The organism is Brevibacterium sp., assembly GCF_022712115.1.
GTDB lineage: Bacteria > Actinomycetota > Actinomycetes > Actinomycetales > Brevibacteriaceae > Brevibacterium > Brevibacterium salitolerans.
The window spans coordinates 1-3,332 of sequence record NZ_JALAHB010000156.1 but is presented as its reverse complement, the minus strand read 5'-3'; the positions used below and the strand labels follow the sequence as shown (position 1 = coordinate 3,332).

Annotated in this window: 3 protein-coding genes; all 3 read right to left on the bottom strand. The window is 72.7% G+C overall.

Annotated features, from left to right (window positions below):
• A partial coding sequence (locus tag Q0A33_RS08835) for an ATP-binding protein (protein ID WP_291795208.1) occupies nucleotides 1-1,542 on the bottom strand: 1,542 nt, incomplete at its 3' end.
• Nucleotides 1,543-1,570: 28 nt separating this feature from the next.
• The gene (locus tag Q0A33_RS08830) at nucleotides 1,571-2,656 is read right to left on the bottom strand and encodes a diacylglycerol kinase family protein (RefSeq protein WP_291795206.1); all 1,086 of its coding nucleotides are present in this window, start codon (nucleotides 2,654-2,656) and stop codon (nucleotides 1,571-1,573) included.
• Between the two features lie 4 nt (nucleotides 2,657-2,660).
• A complete protein-coding gene (locus Q0A33_RS08825; RefSeq protein ID WP_291795204.1) occupies nucleotides 2,661-3,293 on the bottom strand; it encodes an NAD(P)H-dependent oxidoreductase in 633 nt (210 codons plus the stop codon).
• Between the last annotated feature and the right edge of the window lie 39 nt (nucleotides 3,294-3,332).

Genomic DNA, 3,332 nt, shown 5'->3' with positions numbered 1-3,332 from the left:
GGCTTCGTCGGGGACCCGCCCTCCGCCGTCGTCCGGCCCTCCCGCATCCCATCCGGGCTCATCCTGTCCGTCATCGAACTCCTCGTCGTCCGGCTCCTCGTCCGGGAACTCGCCGTCTTCTGCCTGCAGGGCGTCCCGTCCCATCGCCTGCCGGAGTTCAGCAGCCTCGGACATCAGCGCATGGACCGCCGTGAGCAGACGTGCATCATCGGCCTCCGCATTCGCGGCGAGGGCGTCCAGGACCGCCCGCCGCACCGCTTCCTTGGCGAACGAACCGGTGGTGCCGGCAGAGGCCTCGGCTGCGGCTGCGATGCCGGCGGGCGTGACCGGAAGCTCCCGAGCGTAGCGGGCGAAGAGCCGTTCGCGGAGCGCACGGGCGGGCAGCGGCACCTCGACCGCCAGGTCGATCCGACCGGGCCGCAGTGCGAGCGCCTCCTCCAGCACGTCGACCCGATTGGTGGTGAGGAGGAACGCGATGTCCGCGTCCTCGTCGAGCCCGTCGAGGATGTCCAGCACGTCGAAGAGGACGGAGCGCTCACCCTCGCTGAAGTCACGGTCGGCGGCGATGAGATCCGCGTCCTCGAGCACGATGATCGCCCGCCCCAGGGACTTCGCAGTCGCCGCCGCCTGCCGGATCCGCGAGAGTGCCTCGCCCTGGAGCAGGATCGCCGTGGTGTCCGGAGACTGCGAGAGGAGGTACCGGACCGTGTGCGTCTTCCCCGTTCCCGGCGGGCCGTAGAGGAGCACTCCGCGGGAGAGATGCTGCCCCACCGCACGGAGCTCCGCGGCGTTGGCGCTCATCCCCAGCACGGCGGCCTCCACCCTTTCGCGGGCGCCCTCCGGCAGGATCAGGTCCTCTGCGCGGACACGCGGACGAGCGTGGAACTCGATGCCCACGGAGTCGGAATCGAACCCGCCGTCCACGAAGCTCACCACCTGGCCGCGGAGCACCGAGTTCTCCCGCACATGGGCGTCGACATCGGCAAGCACCGACCGGGCCATGCGCTCGTCCGGGCACAGCACCTCCACGACGATCGCACCGCCGTCGCCTCCGCCCATGTGCGGGCGGCTCCGCGTGGCGAAGACGACCACGGGGGTGCCGTCCACCTCGAACAGGCGCAGGGCGTTCGTGGCGACGTGCCTCACCGTGCCGGGGCCGACCGGCACCGCGGTGCGCTCCACCGCACCCAGCTCGTAGCTGCCGTACTGGTTGGTCAGCAGATCGCTGAGCCCCGAGGCCTCGTCCGAGGGGAGAACGCCGCGCAGGTCCTGGAGCACGGCGAGGGAGTCCAGTGCGGCGTCCACGTCCGCCCACCGCCAGTCGGGGAACTCCTGCCGCACGGGATCCAGCGACCGCGGACTCACCCCCAGGTGCTCACCGAGCACCGCCGGGAAGCGCTCCCTCCCCTCCTCGCCGGCGAGGAGTGCCGTCGTCTCGAGGAACTGCTGGAAGGCGGCTGCGAAGCGCCGCGGATCGATGTCCGCGGGCTGGGACGCAGAGGCATCGGCATGGGCCGGAACACCGGACGGAGATTCGCTCATGCGCCCAGCCTATGCGGAGGCATGGACCTCACCGCCACGGCGATCCGGGAGCGAGGACGGCGAGCGCACCGGGAAGAACGCGGACGGTCGCCGCGCTCGCCCAGCCTGCGTCCTCACCGTCGACGTGCACGGGCACGGGATGCTCCGCCCTCACCTCCGCCGCCGAGGCCGACTCCCGGTGCAGAACCGCAGAACCTCCGTACCCGCCCCGGAATCCCGCGGCGAACACCTGCGGCCACCGCCACGGCACCGCCTCCCCGCGCACCGCGAGCAGGGCAAGGCCGCCCGTTCCAGGACCACCGTGGGGAAAGACGGTGATGCGCCCGGGCACCGAACGGATTCCGCCGAGCTCCACCGACCAGGCGGAGAGATGCGTCGACCGGGGCGCGGCCTCGGGCAGGTTCCCGGGCATGCGGATATCGAACTGCACAGGCGGGCGCAGCAGGACCCGTGCGGCGCCGACCGCGTATCCTCCTGCCCCCAGCAGTCGCTTCGCGAGGGCAGGGGTGCGCAGGAGGGCCTGCGCGCTGCCGCCCATCCCCGCATCGACGAGGAAGGGGATCTCCGGCGTGCGCCCGCCGTCCGGGCGAACGAACCGGATCAGCCCGAGGTCGCAGTCACGCGCAGCAGCGAGGACGCGCCGGGCACCGTCACTCCCCGTCACGCTCCCCTGCCCTGCCGCACCGGACCGTCTGTCCGCACTCGCTCGCCGCGCAGCGCCGTGCCCCTCACCCGCCGCGCGCAAGAACTCCTCGAGCAGTGCGCCGGCGTGGGCCGCGGAGCGGATGCCCACGTTGAGCGCGTACAGATCCGCGGTGCCGGTGGGGACGGGGAGCAGCGGGATGCACACGCCTTCGCGTGAGAGCGCTCCTGCGACCTCTCGCACGGTACCGTCGCCGCCCACTGCGGCCACGAGGTCGGGCCGGGGTTCCTCCGCACCGGCGAGCAGACCGCGGCCGGCGGGGCGCGCAGGGCTGGTCAGGTGTACGCGCACCGTCGCCGCATGATCCCTGCACAGTGCCACGAGGGCGCGGGCGACCCTGCGACCGCGCCGGTGGATCGGGTTGACGACGAGGGCGACCCGCACGGCCGCAGTACCGGAACGCGCGGTCACGGGGTCAGAGCAGGGACGCGGCCAGCTCACGGCCTCGGGCGGAGGCGCGGTCCAGCGCGTCCGCGAAGAGCGCGGAGGCGCGTTCCCGGTCCAGCGCGGGGATGACCTCGGCAAGCGTCCGGTCCACCGTGATCGCCTCCACGTCCATTCCCAAGGCACTGCCCAGAAGGGCCCGCAGAGCGGGGACCGCATGGTCCAGCAGCTCTTCCTGGCCCGGCTGGTCGTAGGCCGCGCCCCGGGTGGAGAGGAGGACCACGGGCCGGCCCGCCAGGGGTCCGGCCGAGGCCGGGGTGCCGGCGGTGCGTCCGGGAACGTGGAGATAGTCCGTCCATGCGCGCAGCGTCGAGGGCACGGAGTAGTTGTACAGCGGAGCGCCGATCACGAAGGCGTCCGCGGCGAGCGCCTCCTCGATGAGCTCGTCCTGCAGGGCACGTCCGGGGCTGTCCTCAGGCACTCCCTCGCGGTGCGGGAAGTGCAGTCCGGGATGGGGCAGATGCGGGATCTGCTCCGCGTGCAGGTCGCGGGTGACGACCTCTCCCCCGGCCTCAGCCCAGCTGTGGGCGAACGCCGCGGTGAGCCGGCGGGAGAACGATGCCTCGCCGGAGATGCTGCTGTCGATGCGCAGAAGAGTGGCCATTCACCCACCCTAGCGGTCGGCCCCGTCCAGCGGACGGGG